We start from the raw sequence: 25,645 nt of genomic DNA, 5'->3' as shown, positions 1-25,645 counted from the left end.
AGGTCAAAGGAAACAGATGAGGGATCTTAACCATCGTGCAGGTGAGGTACAGCGCCTATTCCGGCCAAAAACCGGACCGATTCAGAAACAATCCGCGCTGAGCTTGTCCAGCACCCGATCCGCCTGTCCCTCGGCTTTCGCCATGGTTTTGTGCCATACCGCCACACACGGTTGCAGATCCGCTTGATGTTCAGCCTGGGCCAGCCACTGCCAGCAATCATGCCAATCGCCCAGGGCACCTTGGGCTTTCTTCAGGCGCGACATGGCATTGGCGGGCAGTTTGTCCAGTTCCGGATACGCCTCGGCCGCATAACGCACCCGCTTGATCAACAAACGCAGACGGTGGCGATCATGGCCGGGATCCTTGAGGGCTTCACCGAGGGTTTTCCATTGCTTGGCCAGACGCTTCCCGATGCGCGAGCGCAGGCCTTTGAGCAATTTCTGATGTTGGGAGGCGCGAATAAAGCGTGGGAAGGCATCCAGAATCTGCAGCAAGTGCGCCAACTCCGGACTTTGCGCTACCTGGCGATACGCGTCGGGCTGTAGGCGCAGACGCCGATCTGCCGCTTCGTGATGACCATGCAGATGCAGATAAGCAGCCAGCACTTCACGATCACGCAGGGGTGTGGTCAATCGGCCAACGGTGCTGGCAGCCAATTCGAGCTGTTCGACGCCTGGCAACCCACGCAAGGGTCGCAACAGGCTGCGCAGGCGCCGCACGGTGGTGCGCAAGTCATGCAGCGCTTCATCGTCGGTGACGGCGGCGAGGCGAGCCTGGCAGCTCAGCAACCCTACTTCCAGGCCAATGACCTGAGCGACTAACTGATCAACCAACGCTGACATCCTGCCCCCGCCTTTTGATGAAAAATCCTACTTGCTGCCCATGGCTCAACGCCCGGCGCGCGACTCACGAATATAGAACCGTGCCTTCTCAGCCTTGTTGGAGCAGCCTTCAAACGCTTCAAACTGTTGCTGTGTCTTCGCACCGGTCAAGAGGGACAACGCCTTGGAATAGCTGACAGTACCGGCGAAACCTTCGGCCTTGGCCAGGTCCAGTTCTTTCCAGGCAGCGTCCAATTGCGCGCCGCAGCTGTCGCGGTAAGCGGTTTTCCCGGCACAACCGGCCAGGGCCAACAGAATCACAGGCACACACATCCAGGCTTTCATCAATGACACCTCAAAATAAAGAAAAACAGTCGTACGGTTGTAGACGTTGCCTACAACAAAAAGTGCCTTGTCCTTAGCCTGAAATCGATAGTACCTATTGCCAGAGCATACCCGAGCCTACTCGCTATTCTGGAAAAATATTACGCAGTTCAGCGAAGATTGAAGCGGCCCCCTCAATGGGTGCATTGTGGGGACCTGCCGATCAAAGGATATGGACCATGAAGAAACGTGTTGCCTTGGTGCTGGGCTCCGGTGGAGCCCGGGGCTACGCCCATATCGGAGTGATCGAAGAAATTGAACGGCGCGGCTATGACATTGCCTGTATCGCTGGCTGTTCCATGGGCGCGGTGGTGGGTGGGATCTACGCCGCGGGCAAGCTGGACGAGTATCGAAACTGGATTGAAAGCCTTGATTACCTCGACGTGCTGCGTCTGGTGGACGTGAGTTTTCGCCTGGGAGCGATTCGTGGCGAGAAGGTCTTCGGACAGATCCGCAAGATCGTCGGCGAGATCAATATCGAGGAGCTGCGCATTCCCTACACGGCCGTGGCCACCGACCTCACCAACCAGCAGGAAATCTGGTTCCAAGAGGGCTGCCTGCACCAGGCCATGCGCGCTTCGGCCGCAATTCCCAGCCTGTTCACCCCAGTGATGCAAGGTAACCGCATGCTGGTGGACGGCGGCCTGCTTAACCCACTGCCTATCGTGCCGGTGGTGTCGAGCCATTGCGACTTGATCATCGCAGTCAATCTCAACGCTACCAACCAGAAACACTACCAATTGCCGGTGATCCAACGTCCGCCGGCGTTCAAGAGCCGCTTCAACAGCCTGGCGAAATCACTCGGCTCCCACCTGCCGTTTCGTCGTAAGCAAGCCGAGCAGTTAATGAAGCTGGAGCAGGAAGCGTTGCAGGCCCAGGCGGCCGACATCAACCCTTGGCTGGATTCGGCTGAGCCCGAGTCCCAACAACCCGCCGCTGCGCCGGAAAAACCCGGGGCGCCGAAGTCGGCGACCGGTTCGTTCATCATTGATAACGTGGGGCCGGCGTCGTTGCTGGACCTGATCAACCAGAGTTTTGAGGTGATGCAGACGTCATTGGCTCAGTACAAAATTGCGGGCTATCCGCCGGATGTATTGATCAACGTGCCGAAGCGGGTGTGCCGGTTTTTCGAGTTCTACAAGGCGCCGGAGTTGATCGCTTTGGGGCGCGAAATTGCCAGCGATACGTTGGACCGCTATGAAAGTGAACAGCCCTGAGTGCATCGACAGGCGCCAGACTCTAACCGCCTAACAACCGATACCCCACCCCCGCCTCGGTCACGATAAAGCGTGGCTGAGTCGGATCATCCGCCAGTTTCTGCCGCAGATGGCCCACCACAATCCTCAGGTAGTGACTGTCCTCGGTATGGGTCGGACCCCAGATATCCTTGAGCAGTTGCTGCTGGGTGATCACCCGTCCCGAGTGCCGCGCCAACTGCGCCAACACGGCATATTCCTTTCGAGTCAGCGCCACTTCGACACCGTCCAGCAGCACACGGCGATAGGCCAGATCGACCGTCAGCGGGCCGAAACTCAACGCCGCTTCCTGCGCCTCACCTGCGGGCGCCTGGCGCAGGAGCGCGCGAACCCTGGCGAGAAACTCCTGGATTCCAAAAGGCTTGGTCACATAGTCATTGGCGCCGCCGTCGAGGGCTTGGACCTTTTGCCCTTCGCTGGCGCGCACCGACAGCACCAATACCGGCACCGTCGACCACTCGCGAAACTCACGCAGCACTTGCTGGCCGTCCATGTCCGGCAAGCCTAGGTCGAGCACCAGCAAGTCCGGCTTGCTCAAGGCCGCCTGGGCCAAGCCTTCGTTTCCGGTGCCCGCCTCAATCACTTTGTAACCCTGGGAGGCCAGGCTGATGCGCAAGAACTTGCGGATCTGCGGTTCGTCATCAATGACCAAAATCGTCGCGGTCTGGCTCATGGTGTCCCATCAAAATCCGTGGAGAAAAGAGGGTAGCTCACGACTCAGGCTCCAGGCCAGGCTGTGCAGGCAATGGAAGGAACAAGGTGATGCAGGTGCCGCGCCCTTCAATGCCATCGGCCACGCTGATATGCCCACCGTGCGCCCCAACCATCCCCTGGCAGATCGCCAAACCCAGGCCGGTGCCCTGCCCGCCCCGATCACCGCGCGCAGCGGTGTAGAACATATCGAAAATCTTCGCGCGCTCATCCTCGGGGATGCCCGGCCCCTCATCGGCTACCGCGAAAAACAGTTGCTTATCCGACACGCCGGCACTCAATTGCAAACGTCCCTGAGGGGGTGAAAAGCGTGCGGCGTTCTCCAGCACATTGACCAGCGCCTGTTCGATCAGCGCCGCATGCACATACAGCAACGGCAGCTCAGGCGGCACCTCGGTGCTCACCTGCAATGGCGCCAGTACCGCACGCAAACGGCCAAGGGCGCTGCCGACGATATCGCCCGGCGACACCCAATCACGCGCCAGCTTGAGGGCGCCATGGCCCAAGCGAGTCATGTCCAACAGGTTCTGGATATAGCGATCGAGGCGCTCGGCTTCATCACGCGTGCCTTCCAGTAATTCGCGACGGTCCTCCAGGGGAATGGCTTCACCCAACGCCAGCAGGCTGTCGATACTGCCGCGCATGGACGTCAGCGGCGTACGCAAATCGTGAGACACCGACGCAAGCAAGGCACTGCGCAGTTGCTCGGTTTCGCCGTGCAGGCGTGCGGATTCTAGCTCCTGCGCCAACTGCGCACGGGCCAGGGCCTGGGCCAGAGGCTGACTCAGAGCAGTTAGCAAGCGGCGGCGCTGACCGCTCAACGCCTGGCCCGGTTTGGCACTGACACCGAGTAAGCCCAGCGGACCTTCCTCGCCCGACAACGGCCACCACCACCAGCGCCCAAACGGCAACGTGCCGGTGCCCATGCCCGCGGGTTGGTCATGTTGCCAGGCCCAATCGGCGGCGGCGCGTTCGGCTTCGCTGAAGGTCAGCGGGCCGCCGGTTTCGATCTTCCAACCACCCTGTCCATCGCGATTGACCAGGCACAGGTCCAGGTCGTTCCAACCTTCAAGGTGATGGGCCGCCGCGCTGACCACGGCCTGGCGGTCAGTGGCGGCGGTGAGTTTGCGTGACAGGTCAAGCAGCTCGCTGGTTTCCTCCTGGGTATCGCGCAACGCCTGCAATTGTCGACGCTGACGCGCCGCGAGGTTGCCGGTGAGCGCTGCCATCAGCAGGAAGAACAGCAGGGTCAGCACATCTTCTTCACGCTGGATGGAGAAGGAAAAATTCGGCGGAATAAACAGGAAGTCGTAGGTCAGAAATGATAAAGCCGCGCAGACCAGGGACGGCCCCAGGCTACTGCGTACCGCGACCAGCAATACGGCAGCAAGAAACACCAGCGAGATATTCGGCAACGGCAACACACTGGACACCGCCCAGGCCACGCCGGCAGCAATCACCGTCGCCACCACCGCCAAAAAGTAGTCGAACCACACCAGCCCGCGCACCTGCGGCAAGCGCGGCGCCGCGGGAATATCGTCACTGTCGAGCACGTTGATTTCCAAGCCGCGCGCATTGCGCAGCAGACGCGCCGCCAGGCCTCCACCGAATAAACGACGGCGCCAGCGCATCCGTGACTGTCCCACCAGCACCAGGCTGGCGCGGCGTTCGGCGGCGTGCTGGATCAAGGTTTTGGCCACCTCCCCCGCCCGCAGCAACACGACTTCCCCGCCGAGACGTTCGGCCAATTGCTGGGCGTTTTGCAGGCGCAGACGCGACTGCTCATCCCGTGCCCGGCCGTTATCGATATGCACCAGGCTCCACGGCAAATGTCGACGCTGCGCCACACGACTGGCATGCCGCACCAGGCGTTCGGCCTGCGCGTCGCCATCCACACCCACCAACAAGCGGCCGCGCACCGCCGGCGCGGCCTGGCCGAGCTGGCGATAGCCCTGGGCCAAGTCGTCGTCGACATGGGCTGCGGCCGTCTGCATCGCCAGCTCGCGCAGGGCCATCAGGTTGGTCTGGGTGAAAAACGCATCGATGGCCGCACGGGCCTGTTCCGGAACATAGACTTTGCCGTCGCGCAGGCGCTCCAGCAGCTCGCGGGATGGCAAGTCGATCAGCAGCAGTTCGTCGGCTTCTTGCAGTACCCAGTCCGGCAGCGTTTCACGCACCTGCACGCCGGTGATCCCGCGCACTTGGTCGTTGAGGCTTTCCAAGTGCTGAACGTTGACCGTGGTAAACACGTTGATGCCCGCAGCGAGCAGTTCCTGAATATCTTGCCAGCGCTTTTCATGGCGGCTGCCGGGCGCGTTGCTGTGGGCCAGTTCGTCCACCAGCACCAGCTTGGGCTTGGCGGCGAGCAGGCCGTCGAGGTCCATTTCTTCGAGCATCACACCGCGATATTCGCTGCGCAGCAACGGTTGCTGTGGCAGGTCGGCGAGCAAGGCTTCGGTCTCGGCGCGGCCGTGGGTTTCCACCACACCGGCGACCAACTTGACGCCTTGGCGCAGTTGGGTGTGGGCCGCCTGCAGCATGGCGTAGGTCTTGCCTACGCCGGGTGCGGCACCGAGGAAGACTTTGAGCCGGCCACGACCATTACGGGGTAGATCAGCTAGCAGGGCATCGGCGCGGCCGGAGTCGCTCATGCGGGCAGTGTCCTTCAGGTGATGATGTAATCGGGCAAGTGAAGATCAACTGTGGGATCAGAGTTTTTCCAGCGCCATGTTCAGCGCCAGTACATTCACTACCGGTGGCCCCACCAATGGGCTTTCGATGTGCTCATCCAACAGCCGTTGCAAGGTCGACACCGGCACATTCCGCGCCGCCGCTACCCGCACCAGTTGATAGGCAATCGCCTGGGGTGGCAAGTGTGGATCAAGACCGCTGCCAGAGGTAGTCAGCGAGGCCAAAGGTACCGGGCCCTGACCTGGCACCAGCTGTTTATTTGCGTCATCGAATACGCGGGTGGCAAACGCTGGGTTACTCGGGCCAAGGTTACTGGCGCTGCTGGACACCGTCGCAAAGGCGCCCGCCGATGGACGCGGGTGAAACCAGCTGTCGCCGGTAAAATCCTGGGCGATCAGGCTGGACCCGCGCACCTTACCATCGGCGTCGCGTACCAGGCTGCCGTTGGCCTGATCGGGGAATGCCACCTGGGCGACGCCGGTCACCACCAATGGGTAGGCGACGCCGGTGATCAGGGTCATGAGCACTAAAAGGCTCAGGGCTGGACGGATGATGTTGGACATTTCAGGTTCCTCAATTCGTTGGATACAGCGACCTTGGTCGCAGTGGGGCTGCTTCGCAGCCCAGCGCGGGGCAAGCCCGCTCACTACAAGGTCTGGCCTATACGAGGTGCAGGGCGGTCAACAGCATGTCGATGGCCTTGATACCCACGAACGGCACCAACAACCCACCCAAGCCATAGATCAACAGGTTGCGCCGCAGCAACGCTGCTGCACTCGCTGCCTGCACGCGCACACCGCGCAATGCCAACGGGATCAACACCACGATGATCAACGCGTTAAACACAATGGCCGACAGGATCGCGCTCTGCGGACTCTGCAAGTGCATGACGTTGAGCACGCCCAGTTGCGGATAGATCGAGGCAAACAGCGCCGGCAGAATCGCAAAGTATTTGGCCACATCGTTGGCGATTGAAAAGGTGGTCAGCGCGCCACGGGTCACCAGCAATTCCTTGCCGATCTGCACCACGTCCAGCAGCTTGGTAGGGTCGCTGTCGAGGTCGACCATGTTGGCGGCCTCACGGGCGGCTTGAGTGCCGTCGTTCATCGCCATGCCCACGTCGGCCTGCGCCAGTGCCGGGGCGTCGTTGGCGCCGTCGCCGCACATTGCCACCAGGCGCCCGTCGTTCTGCTCATGACGGATACGTGCGAGTTTTTTCTCTGGCGTGGCTTCGGCCAGCACGTCATCCACGCCCGCCTCAGCGGCAATCGCAGCAGCCGTCAGCGGGTTGTCGCCAGTGACCATCACGGTGCGGATGCCCAGTTTGCGCAGCTCGGCGAAACGTTCGCGGATGCCGGGCTTGACCACGTCCTTCAAATGAATCGCACCAAGCAGCTTGCCATCGGCGCACACCAGCAAAGGCGTGCCGCCGCTCTGGGCGATCTTGTCGATTTCCCGCGACAGCGCAGGTGCAAGGTCCTGACGCTGCTGGCCGATAAATGCCAGCAGCGAATCCACCGCGCCTTTGCGGTACACGCGGCCCTGGAAGTCAACGCCGGACAAGCGGGTTTCAGCGCTGAACGGCACTGCGGTCAACTCGTCCTGGGAAGGCTCGGCCTGAGGGTGCAAGGCGCGCAGGTATTCAACGATGGATTTGCCTTCCGCCGTGTCGTCCGCCAGGGACGCGAACAGCGCGCCTTCGGCCACCTCGCGGCCGCTGACCCCGGGCGCCGCGACCACCGCTGCACACCGGCGATTACCAAAGGTGATGGTGCCGGTCTTGTCCAACAGCAACACATGTACGTCCCCGGCGGCTTCCACCGCGCGGCCAGACTTGGCGATCACATTGAGGCGCACCAGGCGGTCCATGCCGGCAATGCCGATGGCCGACAACAAGCCGCCAATGGTCGTAGGAATCAGCGTCACAAGCAGTGCGACCAGAAACACCAAAGGCAAGCTGCCATTGGCGAAGTGGGCGAACGGCTGCAACGTTACGACCACCAGCAGGAAGATCAGCGTCAGGCCGATCAGCAGGATATCCAGCGCGACTTCATTGGGGGTCTTCTGGCGCTTGGCGCCTTCTACCAAGGCAATCATCCGGTCCAGGGTGGACTCACCGGGGTTGGCGGTGATGCGGATCATCAGCCAGTCCGAGACCAGCCGGGTGTTGCCGGTAACGGCCGAGCGGTCGCCGCCAGACTCACGGATCACCGGGGCGGATTCGCCAGTGATCGCCGCTTCGTTAACCGCCGCGATGCCTTCGATCACCTCGCCGTCACCGGGGATCATTTCCCCTGCGGCAACCCGCACCACATCACCCTTACGCAGGCTGGTGGCCGGCACGACCTTGAAGCTGCCATCGGCTTCCTTGCGCCGAGCACTCAGACCTTCACTGCCTGCCTTGAGGCTGTCGGCGCGAGCCTTGCCTCGCCCTTCGGCCAAGGCTTCGGCGAAGTTGGCGAACAGCACGGTGAACCACAACCACACGGCGATCTGCACGGCAACGAAGGTCGGCACGGAAGTGTCGGGCACGAAGCACAGCACCGTGGTGAGGATCGCAGTCAGTTCGACCACCAGCATCACCGGCGAGCGTTTCAGTTCGCGCGGGTCCAGCTTGACGAACGCCTGGACCAGCGCCGGGCGCCACAGAGCAGAGATAGCGGTTTTGGCAGGCTCCTGGGGTTTGACCGGGGCCGCGTTTTTTGCAGGCATATTCATGTTCATATCCCTTCTCAGAAGCCCATGCTCAAGTGTTCAGCGATAGGACCCAGCGCCAGCGTCGGCAGGAAAGTCAGGCCGCCCACCAGCAAGATGGTTACGGTCAACAGAGTCACGAACAGCGGGCCGTGGGTGGGGAAGCTGTTCTGGCCAATCGGTGCGCTCTTTTTCATCGCCAGGCTGCCGGCCAGGGCCAGTACCGGCAGGATGTAGCCAAAGCGACCGATCAGCATGCCCAGGCCGAGCATCAGGTTATGGAACGGCGTGTTGGCACTGAAGCCGCCAAACGCAGAGCCGTTGTTGGCACTGGCGGAGGTGTAGGCATAAAGCAACTGGCTGAAGCCATGGGGACCAGGGTTACTGATAGCGCCGGCCGGGCCTGGCAGGCTGGCGGCAATGGCGCCGAGCACGAGCACGCCGACTGGCATCACCAGCAAGGTCACGACGAGCAACTGTACTTCCTTGGCCTGGAGTTTCTTGCCCAGGTATTCCGGCGTACGGCCGATCATCAGGCCAGCCAGGAACACCGCGATCAACACGTTAAGCAACATCCCGTACATACCGGCGCCGACGCCGCCAAAGATCACTTCGCCGACCATCATGTTGACCAGCGCCACCATCCCGCTGAGGGGGCTGAGGCTGTCCTGCATGCCGTTGACCGAACCGTTGGACGCCGCGGTGGTGGTCACCGACCACAGCACCGTGCCAGTGGTGCCGAAGCGCGCTTCCTTGCCTTCCAGCGGCGCGGTTTGCTCTACGGCCGGGTTGTTCAGGGTCGGATTGGGCTGATACTCGGACCACAGTGAAGTCGCGCCGCCGATCAGGAACAGCGCCAGCATGCAGCCAAGAATGGCGCGGCTTTGGCGCAAGTCTTTGACGTAATGACCGAAGGTGAATACCAACGCCACCGGGATCAGGATGATGGACGCCACCTCAAACAGGTTGGCCCAGGCAGTCGGGTCTTCAAAGGGATGCGCCGAGTTGACGCCGAAAAAACCACCGCCGTTGGTGCCCAATTGCTTGATCGCAATCTGGCTGGCCGCCGGGCCCAGAGGGATCACCTGATCCACGCCTTGCATCGTCACGGCATCAACGTAATGGGCGAACGTCTGCGGCACGCCCTGCCACACCAGGAACAACGCCAGCACCAGGCACAACGGCAACAGGCCGTAGAGGGTAGCGCGGGTCATATCGACCCAGAAATTCCCCAATGTCTGGGCAGATTTGCGACCGATCCCACGGCACAAAGCGACCAGAACTGCCAGTCCAGTGGCCGCACTGACGAAGTTCTGCACCGTCAGGCCAGCCATCTGGCTGAGGTAGCTCAGTGACGCCTCACCGCTGTAGGACTGCCAGTTGGTGTTGGTCATGAAACTGACCGCAGTGTTGAAGGCCAGCGTCCACTCCTGCCCCGGCAATTTCTGCGGATTGAGCGGGAGATAGTCCTGGAACATCAGGATCGCGAACAACAGCAGGAAACCCGCGAGGTTGAATGCGAGCAACGCCAGCATGTACTTCTGCCAGCTCTGCTCCTGCTGCGCGTCGACACCCGACAGGCGATAACAGGCTTTTTCGACAGGCCCGAGCACCGGGCTCAGCCACGTGCGCTGGCCTTCCATCACCTTGTAATAGAACCGCCCCAGGAACGGTGCCGGCACCAATACCACGGCAAAGAAGGCGATGATCAGCCAATAGTCATAACTGTGCATGGCCAGCTCCTAGTTCCGATCCGCGCGTAACAGCGCAACCAGCAGATAAATAAACAGCGCCACGGCCAATAGCAGTGACACTCCGTCCAGAACACTCATGGAAGTCTCTCCGTTCAGCGGCGAGTGCCGCGTGTGGGGCAATTGTCCGCAGGAGTGGCGTAAAGGAACGAGTGCGAGGGTACGGGCGGGGCGTAAAGAAGGCGTAAAGAGTGGCTTTATGCGGGTTTTACACTGCGGGCTTCCAGCGTCTGGGCGGGCGCTATCGGGAGCAAGCCCCCTCCCACACTTGACCGAGTTGTCATGCCGAGCGCCAGTCAACCTGTGGGAGGGGCTTGCTCCCGATAGCGTCGGCACCGTCACCGCCGCACCTATCTGGTGCGACACCGGCAAATTTCAAACGCCAAACCATCCCCCAGACGACAGTTGCGCGCCTTTACGACAATGATTCTCAAGCTGGCATGGCCGCTGCAACACCTTGAATCATTCCAAACCGTTCAGGGAGCAGCACATGAACACACAACTCAAACCCACCCTAGGCACCCTGCATTTATGGGGCATTGCCGTCGGGCTGGTGATCTCCGGTGAATACTTCGGCTGGAGCTATGGCTGGGGCGTGGCCGGAACCTTGGGCTTCCTGGTGACCTCGTTGATGGTCGCCGCAATGTACACCTGCTTTATCTTCAGTTTCACCGAGCTGACCACCGCGATTCCCCATGCTGGCGGACCGTTTGCCTACAGCCGTCGTGCATTTGGGGAGAAAGGCGGTTTAATCGCCGGTCTTGCCACCCTGATCGAATTTGTCTTCGCGCCGCCTGCCATTGCCTTGGCCATCGGCGCTTATCTGAATGTGCAGTTCCCTGCGCTGGACCCGAAGCACGCTGCCGTCGGTGCCTATATCGTGTTCATGGGCCTGAACATCCTTGGCGTGAAACTCGCCGCGACCTTTGAGCTGGTCGTGTGCGTGCTCGCCGTCGCAGAGCTGCTGGTGTTTATGGGCGTGGTCGCCCCGGCATTCAGCTTCAGTAATTTCGCCCTGAATGGATGGGCCGGTTCCGATACCTTTGGCGCCCCAGCGATTGCCGGGATGTTTGCCGCAATTCCGTTTGCGATCTGGTTCTTCCTTGCCATCGAAGGCGCAGCCATGGCGGCTGAAGAAGCGAAGGATCCGAAGCGCACCATTCCGAAGGCCTACATCAGCGGCATCCTGACCTTGGTGATCCTGGCCATGGGCGTGATGTTCTTTGCCGGCGGAGTGGGTGACTGGCGCACCCTGTCGAACATCAACGACCCGCTGCCGCAGGCCATGAAAACCGTGGTGGGCGAAAGCTCCGGCTGGTTGCACATGCTGGTGTGGATCGGCCTGTTTGGCCTGGTAGCGAGCTTCCACGGCATTATCCTGGGCTACTCGCGCCAGTTCTTCGCCCTGGCTCGCGCCGGTTACTTACCGTCTTTCCTCGCCAAACTGTCGCGTTTTCAGACACCGCACCGGGCCATCATCGCCGGCGGTGTGGTCGGCATCGCCGCCATCTACAGCGACGGTCTGATCAACCTGGGCGGCATGACTCTGACTGCAGCGATGATCACCATGGCGGTTTTCGGCGCCATCGTCATGTACATCATGAGCATGCTCAGCCTATTCAAACTGCGTAAAACCGAACCGCTGCTGGAACGCACCTTCCGCGCGCCGGGTTACCCGATCGTGCCAGGCATTGCGTTGGTGCTGGCGGTGGTGTGCCTGGTGGCCATGGCGTGGTTCAACACACTCATCGGCTTGATCTTCCTGGGCTTTATGGCGGTAGGTTTCATCTACTTCCAACTGACCGCACAAGACCGTGCCGATGCGCCAGCGGACGCAATGTTGACTGGGCTCTAAGGTTTACGAGGCAGAACGGGCTTACACTGAACTACTCAGAAAGCCCGTAACTCAAAGCAGTTATTACCGTGGGAAAATTCTCCCACAGCAATCTGCCTCAAGGAGAGCCTTATGCCGTGGTATGCGTGGTTGATTATGGTGGTCGCGATTGGGTCGATCGTCGGTGGGCTGATGATGCTGCGAGACAGCGCCAACAAGGTGGAACTCACCGACGAGCAACGCAAACGCGTGGCCGAACGCAACGCCCAGGCGGACGCCAAGGATTCGCAGGATCGCTAGTTAGGCTTACTCCCAATCCGCCTTGGCAATATGCAACCCGTGCTGCCCCTTGTAGGCAGCACGCTCCGGCTGGCTCCAGCCGCTCAGCAATTGATCCTCCAACTTGTAGATCTCTACGCCCAGCGGACGACATACCGTCAGCGGATCCTGTGCGTCCGGCCCCCACATCGGCAGCGACAGATCTCCACCCGGGCAGGTCGACAGTGCACACAGCAAATCAATCTCCGCAAAGAACTCCAGGTAATCACCCTTCTGCGCCGGACACGCCTTCATGAAGTACATGTCGTCGTGATTCAGGCCGGTGCACTGGAAAATATTCAACACGTCATGCACGTCGAATTCCGTAAGACCGTGGGGCAGCACCGCGCGAGTGAGGTTCGAATGGCAGTGGTGATGGAAATCCTCACCGGTCAGCATCCGGTTCACGTAGGGATCGCAGCGCGTGCCGAGTAAGTCGTGGAGGCGCCCGCCGTGCTCGTCGATACCATAACTGGCCAGGCTGTCATCGGTGATGGTCACCAACGGTCGCAGAAACGGCAGGTTCGACCACAATCGGTCATGGGTGCTGACATGGGCGCCCTGCAATTGGCGGGTGCGCGCCGCCCAAAGACGTTCCCGCGGGTCGTGGGCGTTCCAGACATTAAAGTCACCCACCTGCGGGCCCACTGGCGTAGTAACGCGAAACACATGCCCCGCCGGCACCTTCCAGGCCCTGCCTGTTCGAATAGGCACCTCAAACTGTTCGATCAAGGTGCGTTGATCCGCCCGGTCACGAATGCGCTCGTAAAACGCCGTGTCGACCTGCAGCGCCGAGCCTTTACTGACCTGATAAGCGGCCGGATAATCTTTGTACATGGTGCAAATCCTCGATCAGGGGTGGGTAAACAACGCCAACGACAGGCGTTCGGAATCTTCCAGGTACAGGCTCATCGCCTCCCCTGCCGCGTGTTTGTTCGCCTGGACCAATAACGCGTAAATCTCGCGGTCACGCTCAAGCCAAGGTGACTGAAAACGCTGCTCATCGGGCGCCGCACAAAACACGAGGCGTAGCTGGGCGATGACCCGGGCGAAAAACTCATCGAACAAGGGGCTGCGCATCAACCCGACGATGTGCTGATGGAACAACAAACTGTGGGTGGCCACGGCACGCCAATCTTCGCGCTCACGGGCCAGGGTAGTGGCGTCGATGGCGTTTTGCATGCGTTCAGATTGATCGTCCGTCAACGCTTTGCTTTGTGCGATGGCCTGCAATTCCAGTGTGCGGCGGACAACAAATAGATCGCGAACTTCCTCCCGCTCCAATCGCCGGACCATCACACCCTTGTTGCGCACATAACGGGTCAAGCCCTCCTGCCCCAAACGGTGGAGGGCTTCGCGAATCGTATTGCGCGACGCACTGTAGGCCGTGACCAAATCCGCCTCGACCAGGGCCATACCCGGCAATAACCGCCCGCTGATGATGTCGGCACGCAGCTCCAAAGCAATCTGGTCTGCTAAAGACATATTGGGTGTCATCATCGCCTCATGATTGTTGAACAATCTTCTGTCTGGAGGTAATCACGTTTCATGCCAACCTCCAGAACGGGCGATATGGGTGTAAAAAGTTAAGGTTGGTTAAAATGCCAGCCTGTGGCTTGAGCCGCCTTATACGTTGTTTACATCGTCACAAAACCCAAACTCACCCATGCATCATCAAGGAAGCGCCCGGCCTTCACAGATCAGCTGCGGACCTGGACGCCCATCGCGACAACCTGTTCAGTCAGCAAAGACCGCTGGATGTATTTGTCGACAACTACCTGTCGGAACGGCACATGTCCTCCCCCGGACCACGGCTTCCCGCTGCCAACAATGTTTTCCGAAATAGATCTGAGCGACCAGCCCAGTGCGATAACGAACCCTATCGACGTAAGACTTGAGCAAATTGAAACGGCGCTGGGAGATGGGCGTTGCGGCGCAGAGAGGCTGGGGAAGATGTCGACACTGGTAGGCGCATAAGTCCTTGCCAGGAGAGTCTAAGACCCACAATTGGTGAGGTGGAACATAGATGTGGTGCGGGGGAACGTGAAGCGCGGAACTAACAGAAGAAAGAGGCCGATCAATGACCGGCCCCTTGGGGTTTAGTTGATCACCAGCCTGTCGCGGTTCTTCTCCAACAGCGCCTTGCCGATACCCTTCACTTCCAGCAACTCATCCACCGCCGTGAATGGGCCATTGCTTTCGCGGTAGGCGATGATTGCCTTGGCTTTGGCAGCGCCAATACCGAACAGATCCCGACGCAGGGTCTCGGCGTCTGCGGCGTTAAGGTTGACCTTGGCGGATTGCTCGGCCTTGGCCATCTGAGCGCTGATAGGGGTTGGGGCTTCAGGCTTGATGGAAGGGGCCGCGGTGCTGGCGACGGAGAGGGTTGTAAGAACGGCGAAAATCAGCGAAGAGATGTAGGTGTTCTGCATTGGTGACGCTCCATGACATCGTTGAAAGAAAAGCAGCTTTTCCGAAGCTGCTTTTCAAACGTAGGTGATGTTGGAAATTCGTCAAAAACGGTTGAGTAACAGAGTATTAAATCAAGGCTCGAGACGGCGTTGCTGGTAAATCCAATCGACGATCTCTCCGTCTGGGGAGTAGCCGCTGACGGTGTCGCGCAGGAGTTGACGGACGCGGGCGTAGTCGTCTTGATCCACGGCAGCCAATAAGTCCGAGAGCTTGCCTTTAAGCACTTCCCAAGACAGATGATCTTCGTTGGCGCTCATGATCATGGGGTGTTGAGTGGCGACCACGTTGTCGCCGATGAGTAACTCTTCGTAAAGCTTTTCGCCGGGGCGCAGGCCGGTGAACTCGATCGAGATGTCACCTTGAGGGTTCTCGTCAGAACGCACACTGAGCCCGGATAGATGCACCATCTTTTTTGCGAGCTCGACAATTTTCACCGGCTCGCCCATGTCCAACACGAATACATCCCCACCCTGCCCCATGGACCCAGCTTGAATGACCAGTTGGGCCGCCTCCGGGATCGTCATGAAATACCGCGTGATTTTCGGATGGGTAACCGTCAGGGGACCACCGGATTTGATCTGTTTGTGAAACAACGGAATGACTGAGCCCGAGGAGCCCAGCACGTTGCCGAAGCGAACCATAGTGAAGCGGGTTTTGTTGACGCGGGAGATATTCGCCTTATCGCCGAACAATACCGGGGCGAGTTCTCGACTCAGGGCTTGCAGCGTCAATTCCGCCAGCCGTTTGGTGCTCCCCATGATGTTAGTTGGACGTACGGCCTTGTCAGTCGAAATCAATACAAAGTTGGCCACGCCAGACTGAAGTGCAGCTTGCGCCGTATTGAGCGTGCCGATGACATTGTTCAACACACCTTCAGCGATATTGTGCTCTACCATCGGCACATGCTTGTAAGCAGCTGCATGATAGACAGTGTCTACATGCCAGGTTTTCATAACATCGAGCAACTTGCCTTGGTTACGTACTGAACCGAGTATCGGCAAAAGTTTTACCGGCAAAGATTCGCGAGTAATACGTTGTTCCAACTCAGACAAAATGGTGTACAGGTTAAATTCGCTATGGTCGAACAATAATAACGTCGTAGGTTTGAGGGATATAATCTGCCGGCAGAGTTCTGAACCAATTGACCCACCTGCCCCCGTAACCAGTACAACTTGACTTTTAATACAGTGTTCAAGCAGTTCGCCTTGGGCTGGGATTGCATCACGTCCTAGCAAGTCTGCAATATCGACCTCCTGGATATCGTCGACCTTGACGCGTCCGCTGGCCAGATCCATGAAGCCGGGAACACTGCGAACGTGCAGAGGGAAACCTTCAAGAAAGGACAGGATTTCACGCCGCCGACCACGATTGGACGAGGGGATGGCCAAGAGAATTTCCTGAACACCTGTCGCGTCGATCATTTGTTGAATATGCCGGGGTTTATAAACATGCAAACCCGAGATAACACGATCAGAAATCCCGGGATCGTCGTCGATAAACGCCACAGGACGCATGACACGCCCCATGCGCAATGCGGCGACCAATTGGTTACCGGCAGACCCAGCACCGTAGATAGCGACTTTGATCAAGCCGTCATCACGATTGGTAAACGGCACATGCTGGGTGGCGGTGAACCAATCCCCAAGGAAATATTGACGCATCCCCAGGCGCAGGCCGCCAATCATGATCAGGCTTAGCCACCAATAATTGAAAACAATCGAACGCGGGACGACGTTCTGATGGTTGCTATACCAGTAAACCACCAGCGCCAGGATCAACGATGACAGGCTGACTGCTTTGATGATCGCGATCAGCGCATCATTACCGAAATAACGCATAACCGCCCGGTACATACCGAATCGCACAAACAAGGGAATGGCAACGATAGGCGCGGCAATGAACAGCCATAAATGCTGTCTGACCGGATTGATCATCTCGTCGATGCCCAGGCGCACGACAAAAGCCATCCACAACGCGGCCCACACCACAACGATGTCAGTCAGCACCTGTAGAACGCGCTTATAACGCCTTGGTAGGCCAAGTAGCAGCGTGCGCAGCCGATCCATCCTTACTCTCCAAAGTTACATCTGCCTGAAAAAAGGCAGGGGTGGCCTCATTATCAGACTACCTTAATTCGCATCTGCGCCTTAATGACAATCAGGGCGTATTGGCTGGCTCTAAAGAACCCGCATTAAACTTTATTGCCAACCAGACCAACGGTACATAACCAACAACCAAGCCTAGAACCCCATCTAAATCAAGCAACACTACAGCCAGGGCCACCGGAAGGAGCCAGAAAATATTAATACACGCAACAGCCAGCGTGACCGGCCGGTGCCTGCCGATCTGCCGGGAAGCAAACTGATAGGCGTGACTGCGATGCGCTTCGTAAACCTTGTCCCCACGCAACAGCCGACGTATCAACGTAAAGGTAGCATCGACAATAAACACACCCAGCATTATCAGCCATGCCCAGAACAACTGAGGCGATATAAGACACGCCTGTAAAGAAAACGCCCCCAGTATGATGCCGATAAAACCACTCCCTGCATCGCCCATGAAGATTCGCGCAGGAGGGAAGTTCCAATACAAAAAACCTACTACCGCCATGCTGAACACCAGCGGCGTCCAGACCAGTTGTGCATGCCCCGCCACGCCATAAACGACACACATTCCCAGGCAAGCACACAACGCCTCGATGCTTGCAATACCATCGATACCGTCCATGAAGTTGTAGAGATTTAGTAACCACACCAAATAAAGCACAGCCAGGAAGTTGCCTAGCCAACCCAGGTCAATCAAATGCCCGAAGATCTTTAGCGGCGCCAGGCCTTGAAGGAAAAACAATACCCATACCGCTGCAAGGAAATGGCCAAGCAAGCGCCAGCGCGCTGCGATATGCCCGTGGTCATCCATGAACCCCAGAACGGCAACGCCCAGGCCAGCCCCCAACATGCCCCACGCCCATGACCAGGGAATAAGGTCCGCAAAAGCGAGCACAGGCACAGCAGCGAGAAAGCTGATCACAATCGCGACGCCACCGCCTCTGGGCGTGGGTACTGAATGTGAGCTACGGGCGTTCGGAGTATCGATCAAGCTTGCTGACAATGCATAACGGCGCAGCTGCCACGTCAACAGAAGGGAAATGCCCGCCAGGACAGGGAGCAACCAGAGAAAATTCATCGTTTATTCGTATCCAGATAATGTCGAGCTGCGCCATTCAGAGCTTGATCAACGCTGACACGAGGTGCCCACCCCAACAGCGAGCGGGTCTTGCGAATATCGACCTGCAGCGTTCCGCACAGGCGCTGAGAGAGCCCCGACATGCGGAATAGCTTAGCGACGAACGTCAAAAAGCGCGAAGGAATGGGAATCAAGCGGGCGGGTGCGTGTAATGCATGTGCCAACCTGCGCAATAGTTCAGTCGTAGAAAGGTCTTCACCGTCACTGACGAGAAAGACTTGATTGCTGGCAGCAGGGTGATCCAGGCAAGTAACAATCAGATCCGATACGTTTTCAAGCGCGACAAGGCTGCGTTTGTTATGTATGGCGCCCAAAGGCAACGGGATTCCCTTGGACAGAAAACGCATCATGTTCAAAAAGTTTGCTTTTACTCCGGGGCCATAGATAAGCACTGGCCGGATGATGACGATATCCATCTCGACGGCCTCAGCGAGTAGTAGAAGCCCCTTTTCGGCTTCCCATTTAGACAGGCCATACGCGTCAGCCGGGTTCGGCTCATCATCGGCGCAGAACGGTGTGCCAGCCGGCGACACTTCACCGTTGACCTTGATCGAACTGATAAAGACAAAACGGCGAACGCCGGCGGCGGCGGCCTCCCTTGCCAGGTGCAAGGTAGCTTTAACATTGATGTCACGAAAAGCTTGTAGCGGATCAGCAGAATCGTCGGTCGTTATGTGCACACGAGCAGCGCAGTGGACAACAACATCCACACCCGCCAATGCCTGCCCCCATGCGGTCGTCGAATCAATATCGCCCATGACATGGGCCGAAACGTCGCTATCTAACCTTGTCGCGGCGGTACGCACGGAGGCAGACAGGCGATACTTCTTATCTGATTGCAAACGGCGGATCAGATCTTTACCCAAAAAACCGGTAGCTCCGGTAATAAAGATATGGTCCATCAGTTCTTTGTCCCCGAGCGCTTTAGGTATTCCAGCAATTTGAATGGAATTTTACTCAGCACCATAAGCAAGTTGGTGTATATCCCATTACGCTTGCACGCCAGAACAATTTCCCGATTTAGTTTCAGACTACTTTTTATACCGGAGGTACTGACGCCGCCCGAGCGCATGCGAACCAGGACCTTATCAATATGCGAAAATCTGAGTTTTTTAATCAGGAGCAGGCGAACAAACATCTCGTAATCTGCGGAGATGGCGTACAACATGGAATAAGCGCCAACGTCGGCGTAAGCCTCTTTGCGTACAAATGTACCTGGATGGGGAGGCATCCACCCAAACCGCAGCTTCCACGAGCGAAAATGTGAAGCGCTATAGACACGCGTGACCCGCTGCAAGTCCTCAGGATTTACAAAAACAACATCACCAAAGACGAGCGCACTTTCTGGATTCAGACGAAACGCGGCTGCAACGCTCTCTAACGATGTAGGACTTTCATAGAAATCGTCGGAGTTGAGAATGCCGATAACATCACCCGTGGCCAACGCGATACCTTTGTTCATAGCGTCGTATATGCCGCGATCCGGCTCACTCACGATGGTTGCGATAGACGCAGCATATTCACCAACAATACCCATCGTATTGTCCTTGGAACCACCATCTATAACTATATATTCGATATTCAAATACGTCTGAGCCAATACGGACTCAATAGTATCCCTGATCGTTTTTTCGCTGTTGTAGGAGACCGTGATAATCGAAATTTTCAACACATCAACCCTTTACACGGCCGTAAACATCTTCAAACCGGACAATATCATCCTCTCCCAAGTAAGATCCCGACTGAACCTCAATCAGTTCTAGCGGAATGATTCCAGGGTTCTCCAGTGCATGAATCTGTCCAATAGGGATAAATGTAGATTGGTTCTCGGTAACGAGATACGTCTTATCACCATTAGTCACGCGGGCAGTACCGCTGACAACCACCCAGTGCTCCGCGCGGTGATGGTGCATCTGCACTGAGAGCTTCTCGCCTGGTTTTACGGTAATTCTTTTGACCTGATAGCGCTCGCCACTATCAATAGAGTCGTAAAAACCCCAAGGGCGATAGACCTCGCGATGGTCGGTATGCTCGTGGCGTTTGCCCGCCTTGAGTTGATCAACGATTTTCTTAACTTCCTGAACTTGATCTTTGTGTGCAACGAGGACTGCGTCCTTGGTCTCCACGATAATCAGGTCATTTACACCAACAGTGGTGACCAAACGATGTGTGGCATGAACGTAGCTGCCGGAGGTTTTCTCAGACAACACGTCACCTTTGAACAGATTACCGTCTGCATTTTTCTCGCCTGCCTCCCAAAGAGCAGACCAGGACCCGATATCACTCCAGCCGGCATCTAAAGGAACCATGACGGCGTCTGAAGTCTTCTCCATCACTGCGTAGTCAATGGAGACATCAGGGCTGGTCGCGAAAATGGCACTGTCGACCCGAGTAAAATGCATATCTTGTTGCCCACCCGCCAAGGCTTCCCGACATACCGACACAATTTCCGGTTGAAATTTTTCCAACTCCTGAATATAGCGACTGGCTCTAAACATGAACATGCCGCTATTCCAGAAGTAATCGCCCTGAGCGAGGTAGGACTGAGCGGTAACCAAGTCAGGTTTTTCAACGAAACGACTGACCTTGAACCCTCCCGATCCAACAGGCGCACCCAGCTGAAGATAGCCATACCCCGTCTCAGGGCACGTAGGCGTAATGGCGAAGGTGACCAACTTGCCAGACTCCGCCAGCGCAAGCGCCGTAGCGATGCTTCTCTGGAACGCCTCGACATCTTGAATCAAGTGATCAGCCGCCAAGACGAGCATGATTGGATCATCCTGCTCAGCGAGTGCCTGCAGGGCTGCCAGTGTAATAGCTGGGGCAGTGTTGCGGCCTACCGGTTCAAGGATGATGTTCGCGTCGTCCAGACCCAACTGCCGAAGTTGTTCGGCAGCCAGAAAGCGATGATGTTCGTTGCAAATCAATCGCGGCGCCCCATGCTCAAGCCCATCAAGGCGCTTGATAGTGGCCTGGAGCATCGTCATATCGGCATCCACCAAGGGGAGAAACTGCTTGGGGTTCAATTGACGGGAGAGTGGCCATAGCCGGGTACCTGAGCCACCCGCCATGATTACTGGAAGAAACATTCAAACATCCTTAAGGCCGAGATCGACGCCGCAACATAAGCGCGCTCACTAATAGCCACTAAAAGTGGACCAGGTCAACGCCTGAAACCTGAACTTTACGGTGCCGGCGCCATTTGAAAAAAATGCGCAAGCCGACGAGCCACCCCCAAGCAACAAAGGCTAGCGCGAGCGAGCGTGCAAGGCGTTCTCGGAGAACCAGGCGTATGCGTCGCGAAGCCCCTCTTCGAGGCTGATGCTCGCACGCCACCCCAATCGCTCAAGACGCGAAACATCCATCAGTTTCCTTGGCGGCCCGTCTGGCTTTGTGCTGTCAAAGCTTAGGCGCCCCTTGAACCCAGTAACCTTCGCGATGGTTTGAGCCAGTTCGCGAATGGTGCAGTCTTCGCCCGTACCTACGTTGATATGAGAAAGCATCGGTTGGGTATAGGCGCCATACTGGTTCTGATCCAACTCCATGACGTGGACCGACGCACTGGCCATATCATCCACATGCAGGAATTCACGCATCGGCGAACCACTACCCCATATAACAACCTCTTCAACGCCTTCTTCGACTGCATCGTGAAAGCGACGCAAGAGTGCGGGTATTACATGGGAGTTCTGCGGGTGGAAGTTGTCATTAGGACCGTACAAGTTAGTAGGCATAGCACTGCGATAATCGCGTCCATATTGGCGATTATAACTCTCACATAGCTTGATCCCGGCAATCTTCGCAATGGCATAAGGCTCATTGGTAGGCTCAAGCGTTCCCGTCAAGAGCGCCTCTTCAGGCATCGGTTGCTTGACGTTAATGGGATAAATACACGACGAACCGAGGAATAGCATTTTTTGCACGTCGTGCTGATGCGCAGCATGGATGACGTTTGCCTGCATCATAAGGTTTTCGTAGATAAACTCAGCCGGGTAGGTGTTGTTCGCATGAATGCCACCCACCTTGGCAGCGGCCATATAGATTTGCTCTATCTTGGTCTCAGCAAAAAAATTCATTACCGCAAGCTGATCCAACAGATTCAATTGAGCCCTGTCGCGGGTCACAATATTGGTGTAACCCAACGCTCGCAGGCGTCGAACAATGGCCGAACCTACCATCCCCTTGTGGCCAGCAACAAAAACACATTCGCTCAATTGACGTGACATATTAATTCTCCAACGACACCGGCAAATCGTAACCATGATTCTTCAGCAGCGCGTGACGCTGGGCGACTTTCAAGTCTTCGCGAACCATTTCAGCACACATCTCCTGGGCGGTAATTTCTGGCACCCAACCCAGCTTTGTTTTCGCTTTGGTAGGGTCGCCAAGCAGCGTTTCAACTTCAGCGGGGCGGAAATAGCGCGGGTCGACACTAACCAGTACATCTCCGACTTTCAGCGCAGGTGCCTTGTCGCCAACAATAGATTCCACGATGCCCCGCTCATCTACGCCAGTGCCCTCAAAACGCAAGGTCAGTCCCAGTTCAGCGGCAGACCAGCGAATGAACTCACGCACCGAGTACTGAACGCCGGTTGCGATAACAAAATCTTCGGGAACATCTTGTTGCAGCATCATCCATTGCATACGAACATAGTCTTTCGCGTGACCCCAATCGCGAAGCGCGTCCATGTTGCCCATGTAGAGACACTGCTCAAGTCCCTGAGCAATATTTGCCAAGCCACGAGTGATTTTACGGGTCACGAAAGTCTCACCACGTCGTGGCGACTCGTGATTGAAAAGAATCCCGTTACATGCGTGCATGCCATAGGCTTCGCGGTAATTAACCACGATCCAGTAGGCATAAAGTTTGGCAACGGCGTACGGCGACCGTGGATAAAAAGGGGTGGTTTCCTTTTGTGGGGTCTCTTGTACCAAGCCATAGAGTTCAGAGGTTGAGGCTTGGTAGAAACGGGTTTTTTTCTCAAGCCCAAGCAAACGAATGGCCTCAAGAATTCGCAGCGTACCCATCGCATCGACATCAGCAGTGTATTCCGGCGACTCAAAGCTCACAGCCACATGTGACTGTGCCCCCAGATTGTAAACCTCGTCGGGCTGAACTTCCTGAATAATACGAGTCAGGTTCGACGAGTCAGTAAGGTCCCCGTAATGCAAGATAAAACGCTGATTATCAACATGCGGATCCTGATAGATATGATCAACACGCTGCGTATTGAAGGACGATGCGCGTCGTTTGATGCCGTGAACTTCATAGCCTTTTTCCAGCAAAAGTTCAGCCAAGTACGAGCCATCTTGGCCAGTGATCCCAGTAATTAACGCTTTTTTCAGGGTCATATCTACGTCCTAAAATTCTTAGATTTACTATTAAATCGCATTTAACATGCTGGTAATGACATCAGGCATCGTCGACTGGGCTTTCCACCCCAAGACCTGCTCGGCCTTAGCGGGGCAAGCTCGACTGACCAATAGATCAGTAGGCCTGAAAAATTCAGTGGATTGATCGACATAAGCCTTCCAATCGAGGCCCAACTGTGTAAACGCCTCAGCAACAAAGGTTTCAAGCGTATGGGTTTGACCCGTGGCTATCACAAAATCGCTCGGCTCATCACACTGCAGCATCCTCCACATCGCATCGACATACTCTGAGGCGGCCCCCCAATCTCGAGCGATATCCAGGCGTCCAAGAGTTAATCGCTCATCAGAGCCAGCAGCAATTCGTTTCGCTGTCGTGACAATTTTTTGTGTTACAAATCTAGAGGGGCGCAATGGAGATTCGTGATTAAACAAGATCCCTGTACAGGCGAAGAGATTATAAGCTTCACGATAGTTATCGACCAACCAGAACGCCGAAGACTTAGCCACTGCATAAGGGCTACGAGGGTGGAACGCCATCCCCTCAGCGGCGGGCTCACCGTTGGTATCCCCAAAACACTCACTTGATCCTGCTTGATAAAAGCGAATCGGACGCTCTGTCATCCGGCAGGCCTCAAGCATATTGAGCGTACCCAAGGTAATACTCTGGATCGTTTCGGCGGGCTGCTCAAAAGACAAACCAACCGACGACTGCCCCGCCAGATAATAGACTTCATCAGGCTGACTGCGCTTAAGAGCCATGAAAACGCTTCGAAAGTCTTCAGGCACCATCGACAGAAGTTTCACCCGAGGAAAGATATCCAGTCGCTTGAGGTTGACGAATGAAGATCCCTGCGCATCCCGAGAAGTACCCCAGACGGTATAGCCCTTGCTAAGCAACAGCCTCGCGAGATAAGCACCATCCTGGCCGCTCACACCGCAAATCAGGGCGGTTTTTTCTGAGTATTCCAAAGTATTACCTTTGTAATGAATTATAGATCGATAATGTTTCCTGGCCACACCGCTGCCATGAGAAATGGTTTAAGCGCTCAAGACCGAGCCCAACCAACCTCGCAACTTCGCTGTCAGAATAAACCACTCTCTCTATCGCCACAGCCATTTCGTCATCATTACCGGGGTCAAAAAAAGCCCCCGCATTGCCGATGATCTCAGGCATGGAACTGGTGCTGCTGCTGACAACAGGACAAGAGTGCGCCATTGCCTCTAAAGGTGGAAGACCGAAGCCCTCATAAACAGAAGGATAAACAAAGGCCTTTGCACCCTCATAGAGCTGCCCCAGCAACGCATCATCACCGCCGATCTGCCGCACCTGACCCGCACTAAAACCAAGACTTTGCATCAACGCCTGTTCGTCTTGAGAAAACTCTCCGCCGCCAAAAGCGACAATATCAAAATCGGACTTTAATCGCTTGGAGCGTGCTACGGCACGGAGCAATCCGGCGAAATTTTTGTAAGCGTAGCGTGCGCCGACATAAAGCAAATAGGGCCTGGATAAATTACAATATTTTTTTCCGGTAACTTTTTTAAATTGCTCAAAGCCTAAATGAACGACTGACAACTTACTCTCGGGGACTGCAAACAACCGCATAAGGTCCTGACGTGTGCTTTCCGAAATGCAAATAACGTGGTCAGCACGCTCGACAGCCTGCTGCTTGAGCGCGGTCGTTTTATCTTGAGATGAAAAGCTTTCGGGATACAATTCATGGATCATATCGTAAACCGTTAGTACGACCGGGCACTTCTCCGAGATAAAACTTGGGCGGCGACTGTAATAGGTCTCATGCACTATCTGAGGCTGCCAACGACTCATTTCCGACCGCCCTTTAAGGCGGTTGTAAGCGAGTATCAGCCGAGCCGTATGAGGCGGGTACTTTTCCATCCAGCGGCCACGAACAATTCCCTCGGGTAACTCCTTCAGATAGGCATTGCGATGAAGAGGTGAGAAAATACCCACATCATTACCCGCGCTAACCATCTGCTCGGCGATACGAGCAAAATAACGAGAGATCCCCCCATAATTTTGCAATGAGAATATTTGGTGATCGAACGCAACTCGCATATGTCTGTTCCCGAAAGAA

The 25,645-nt window shown here is 56.7% G+C and carries 23 protein-coding genes; 3 read left to right on the top strand and 20 right to left on the bottom strand.

Annotated elements, in window-relative coordinates:
• Positions 1-81: 81 nt before the first annotated feature.
• Both ACEN2T_RS11430 and ACEN2T_RS11425 read right to left on the bottom strand, forming a co-directional pair.
• On the bottom strand, positions 82-843 hold the full coding sequence (locus ACEN2T_RS11430) for a CHAD domain-containing protein (RefSeq protein WP_442116765.1): 762 nt from the start codon (positions 841-843) through the stop codon (positions 82-84).
• Positions 844-888: 45 nt separating this feature from the next.
• Positions 889-1,167: a hypothetical protein gene (locus ACEN2T_RS11425; RefSeq protein ID WP_032888964.1), complete on the bottom strand. Its 279-nt coding sequence runs from the start codon at positions 1,165-1,167 to the stop codon at positions 889-891.
• A gap of 218 nt (positions 1,168-1,385) precedes the next feature.
• On the opposite strand from ACEN2T_RS11425, the gene ACEN2T_RS11420 reads away from it, so the two are divergent.
• Positions 1,386-2,423, top strand: coding sequence for a patatin-like phospholipase family protein (locus ACEN2T_RS11420; RefSeq protein ID WP_181643558.1), 1,038 nt, complete (start codon positions 1,386-1,388; stop codon positions 2,421-2,423).
• 22 nt (positions 2,424-2,445) lie between these two features.
• On the opposite strand, the gene ACEN2T_RS11415 is transcribed toward ACEN2T_RS11420, so the two are convergent.
• The 6 genes from ACEN2T_RS11415 to kdpF all read right to left on the bottom strand — a co-directional run bounded on the left by ACEN2T_RS11415 (position 2,446) and on the right by kdpF (position 10,390).
• Positions 2,446-3,135, bottom strand: a complete 690-nt coding sequence (locus tag ACEN2T_RS11415; RefSeq protein ID WP_032888961.1) for a response regulator — start codon at positions 3,133-3,135, stop codon at positions 2,446-2,448.
• A 37-nt stretch (positions 3,136-3,172) separates the two neighbouring features.
• Positions 3,173-5,824 carry a DUF4118 domain-containing protein gene (locus ACEN2T_RS11410; RefSeq protein WP_442116764.1) on the bottom strand — a complete coding sequence of 884 codons (2,652 nt, stop codon included), beginning with the start codon at positions 5,822-5,824 and terminating at the stop codon, positions 3,173-3,175.
• A gap of 57 nt (positions 5,825-5,881) precedes the next feature.
• The gene (kdpC, locus tag ACEN2T_RS11405) at positions 5,882-6,427 is read right to left on the bottom strand and encodes a potassium-transporting ATPase subunit KdpC (protein ID WP_442116763.1); all 546 of its coding nucleotides are present in this window, start codon (positions 6,425-6,427) and stop codon (positions 5,882-5,884) included.
• Positions 6,428-6,524: 97 nt separating this feature from the next.
• A complete protein-coding gene (gene kdpB / locus ACEN2T_RS11400) occupies positions 6,525-8,582 on the bottom strand; it encodes a potassium-transporting ATPase subunit KdpB (RefSeq protein WP_206073119.1) in 2,058 nt (685 codons plus the stop codon).
• A gap of 14 nt (positions 8,583-8,596) precedes the next feature.
• Positions 8,597-10,291: a potassium-transporting ATPase subunit KdpA gene (kdpA, locus tag ACEN2T_RS11395; RefSeq protein ID WP_032888953.1), complete on the bottom strand. Its 1,695-nt coding sequence runs from the start codon at positions 10,289-10,291 to the stop codon at positions 8,597-8,599.
• Positions 10,292-10,300: 9 nt separating this feature from the next.
• Positions 10,301-10,390 (bottom strand): K(+)-transporting ATPase subunit F, encoded by a 90-nt coding sequence (kdpF, locus tag ACEN2T_RS11390; protein ID WP_003218754.1) that lies wholly within the window; start codon positions 10,388-10,390, stop codon positions 10,301-10,303.
• Positions 10,391-10,799: 409 nt separating this feature from the next.
• On the opposite strand from kdpF, the gene eat reads away from it, so the two are divergent.
• Both eat and ACEN2T_RS11380 read left to right on the top strand, forming a co-directional pair.
• Positions 10,800-12,164 carry an ethanolamine permease gene (gene eat / locus ACEN2T_RS11385; protein WP_095184207.1) on the top strand — a complete coding sequence of 455 codons (1,365 nt, stop codon included), beginning with the start codon at positions 10,800-10,802 and terminating at the stop codon, positions 12,162-12,164.
• A gap of 111 nt (positions 12,165-12,275) precedes the next feature.
• A complete protein-coding gene (locus ACEN2T_RS11380; protein ID WP_081797766.1) occupies positions 12,276-12,443 on the top strand; it encodes a DUF2897 family protein in 168 nt (55 codons plus the stop codon).
• Between the two features lie 6 nt (positions 12,444-12,449).
• Here the strand turns inward: ACEN2T_RS11380 and ACEN2T_RS11375 are convergent, their stop codons facing one another.
• The 12 genes from ACEN2T_RS11375 to ACEN2T_RS11320 all read right to left on the bottom strand — a co-directional run bounded on the left by ACEN2T_RS11375 (position 12,450) and on the right by ACEN2T_RS11320 (position 25,626).
• Entirely contained in the window at positions 12,450-13,298 is an 849-nt protein-coding gene (locus ACEN2T_RS11375) for an urea carboxylase-associated family protein (RefSeq protein ID WP_095184206.1), read from the bottom strand.
• Positions 13,299-13,313: 15 nt separating this feature from the next.
• Positions 13,314-13,958, bottom strand: coding sequence for a GntR family transcriptional regulator (locus tag ACEN2T_RS11370; RefSeq protein ID WP_095184205.1), 645 nt, complete (start codon positions 13,956-13,958; stop codon positions 13,314-13,316).
• 602 nt (positions 13,959-14,560) lie between these two features.
• Positions 14,561-14,893 carry a ComEA family DNA-binding protein gene (locus ACEN2T_RS11365; protein WP_032888945.1) on the bottom strand — a complete coding sequence of 111 codons (333 nt, stop codon included), beginning with the start codon at positions 14,891-14,893 and terminating at the stop codon, positions 14,561-14,563.
• 111 nt (positions 14,894-15,004) lie between these two features.
• Positions 15,005-16,999 carry a polysaccharide biosynthesis protein gene (locus ACEN2T_RS11360; RefSeq protein WP_032888943.1) on the bottom strand — a complete coding sequence of 665 codons (1,995 nt, stop codon included), beginning with the start codon at positions 16,997-16,999 and terminating at the stop codon, positions 15,005-15,007.
• 91 nt (positions 17,000-17,090) lie between these two features.
• Positions 17,091-18,116, bottom strand: coding sequence for an MraY family glycosyltransferase (locus ACEN2T_RS11355; protein ID WP_032888941.1), 1,026 nt, complete (start codon positions 18,114-18,116; stop codon positions 17,091-17,093).
• Entirely contained in the window at positions 18,113-19,078 is a 966-nt protein-coding gene (locus ACEN2T_RS11350; RefSeq protein WP_122764955.1) for a UDP-glucose 4-epimerase family protein, read from the bottom strand. Before ACEN2T_RS11350 ends, ACEN2T_RS11355 begins: the two co-directional genes overlap by 4 nt.
• The gene (locus ACEN2T_RS11345) at positions 19,078-19,845 is read right to left on the bottom strand and encodes a glycosyltransferase family 2 protein (RefSeq protein WP_095184330.1); all 768 of its coding nucleotides are present in this window, start codon (positions 19,843-19,845) and stop codon (positions 19,078-19,080) included. The genes ACEN2T_RS11350 and ACEN2T_RS11345 overlap by 1 nt, the downstream gene beginning before the upstream one ends.
• Before the next feature lie 4 nt (positions 19,846-19,849).
• The gene (locus ACEN2T_RS11340) at positions 19,850-21,265 is read right to left on the bottom strand and encodes a mannose-1-phosphate guanylyltransferase/mannose-6-phosphate isomerase (RefSeq protein ID WP_095184201.1); all 1,416 of its coding nucleotides are present in this window, start codon (positions 21,263-21,265) and stop codon (positions 19,850-19,852) included.
• 159 nt (positions 21,266-21,424) lie between these two features.
• Positions 21,425-22,402: a GDP-L-fucose synthase gene (gene fcl, locus ACEN2T_RS11335; protein ID WP_442116762.1), complete on the bottom strand. Its 978-nt coding sequence runs from the start codon at positions 22,400-22,402 to the stop codon at positions 21,425-21,427.
• Position 22,403: 1 nt separating this feature from the next.
• A complete protein-coding gene (gene gmd, locus ACEN2T_RS11330) occupies positions 22,404-23,528 on the bottom strand; it encodes a GDP-mannose 4,6-dehydratase (RefSeq protein WP_032888934.1) in 1,125 nt (374 codons plus the stop codon).
• 30 nt (positions 23,529-23,558) lie between these two features.
• The gene (locus ACEN2T_RS11325) at positions 23,559-24,518 is read right to left on the bottom strand and encodes a GDP-mannose 4,6-dehydratase (protein ID WP_095184200.1); all 960 of its coding nucleotides are present in this window, start codon (positions 24,516-24,518) and stop codon (positions 23,559-23,561) included.
• 4 nt (positions 24,519-24,522) lie between these two features.
• Complete coding sequence (locus ACEN2T_RS11320; RefSeq protein WP_442116761.1) at positions 24,523-25,626, bottom strand: glycosyltransferase family 4 protein; 1,104 nt, start codon at positions 25,624-25,626, stop codon at positions 24,523-24,525.
• Positions 25,627-25,645 lie beyond the last annotated feature (19 nt).

The sequence above is a fragment of the Pseudomonas sp. W22_MBD1_FP4 genome, from assembly GCF_052113765.1.
Taxonomy (GTDB): domain Bacteria; phylum Pseudomonadota; class Gammaproteobacteria; order Pseudomonadales; family Pseudomonadaceae; genus Aquipseudomonas; species Aquipseudomonas sivasensis.
This window is presented reverse-complemented; position numbering and strand designations above follow the sequence as displayed.